General features: G+C 63.7%; 1 protein-coding gene. It reads left to right on the top strand.

Going from position 1 to position 1,410, the window contains the following annotated elements:
* The coding region (locus EN781_RS32535) for a glutamate synthase central domain-containing protein (protein WP_245492710.1) at window positions 1–1,410 on the top strand (1,410 nt) is incomplete at both ends.

Below are 1,410 nucleotides of genomic sequence, written 5' to 3'. Positions count from 1 at the left end.
ACCCAGGAAGACACCAAGCTGTTGATGTCGCCGATGGCGACCACCGGCCAGGAAGCGGTCGGCTCGATGGGCACCGACACGCCGATTTCGGCGATGTCGGACAGATCGAAGCTGCTCTACACCTATTTCAAGCAGAACTTCGCCCAGGTCACCAACCCGCCGATCGACCCGATCCGCGAGGAACTGGTGATGAGCCTGGTGTCGTTCATCGGGCCGAGGCCGAACATCTTCGATCTCGTCGGCAATTCGCGTCGCAAGCGGCTCGAAGTGCGCCAGCCGATCCTGACCAATGGTGATCTTGAGAAGATCCGCTCCATCGGTCACACCGAGGACCGTTTCGACACCAAGACGATCGACATCACCTATGCTTCGAACGAAGGCGCGGCCGGCATGCAGGGCGCCATCGACCGGCTGTGTGAGCGCGCCGAGGCGGCGGTCGCCGGCGGCTACAACATCATCATCCTGTCCGACCGTCAGCTCGGGCCGGACCGCATCGCCATCCCGGCATTGCTGGCGACGGCGGCGGTCCACCATCATTTGATCCGCAAGGGATTGCGCACGTCGGTGGGGCTGGTCGTCGAGTCCGGCGAACCGCGCGAGGTGCATCATTTCTGCTGCCTTGCGGGCTATGGCGCCGAGGCGATCAATCCCTATCTCGCCTTCGACACGCTGCTCGACATGCACAAGCGCGGCGAGCTGCCGGCCGAAGTCGACGCCAATGAGGTCGTCTCCCGCTACATCAAGTCGATCGGCAAGGGCATTCTCAAGGTGATGTCGAAGATGGGCATCTCGACCTACCAGTCCTATTGCGGCGCGCAGATCTTCGACGCCATCGGGCTGAAGACCGACTTCGTGCAAAAATATTTCACCGGCACCGCGACGCTGATCGAAGGCGTCGGGCTGGAAGAGATCGCGGCCGAAACGGTCAGCCGCCACGCCGACGGCTTCGGCAACGACCCGGTGCTGCGCAACAGCCTCGAGGTCGGCGGCGAATACATGTTCCGCATGCGCGGCGAAGCGCATATCTGGTCGCCCGATGCGGTGGCCACCCTGCAGCACGCCGTGCGCCAGGGATCGTGGCAGACGTTCAAGGACTATTCCGCTCAGATCGACAGCGAGACGGCGCGGGCGCAGAGCATTCGCGGCCTGTTCAAGATCAGGCTGGCCGAAGAAACCGGGCGCAAGAAGGTCGCGCTCGACGAGGTCATGTCGGCGGCCGATATCGTCAAACGGTTCTCGACCGGAGCGATGTCCTTTGGCTCGATCTCCAGGGAAGCGCACACCACGCTGGCCCGCGCCATGAACACGATCGGCGGCAAGTCTAACACCGGCGAGGGCGGCGAAGAGGCCGACCGTTACCTGCCGCTGCCGGACGGCGGCAAGAACCCCGAGCGTTCGGCGATCAAGCAG

Origin of the sequence: Mesorhizobium sp. M4A.F.Ca.ET.090.04.2.1 (assembly GCF_003999085.1) — a bacterium.
Classification (GTDB): domain Bacteria; phylum Pseudomonadota; class Alphaproteobacteria; order Rhizobiales; family Rhizobiaceae; genus Mesorhizobium.
This window is presented reverse-complemented; position numbering and strand designations above follow the sequence as displayed.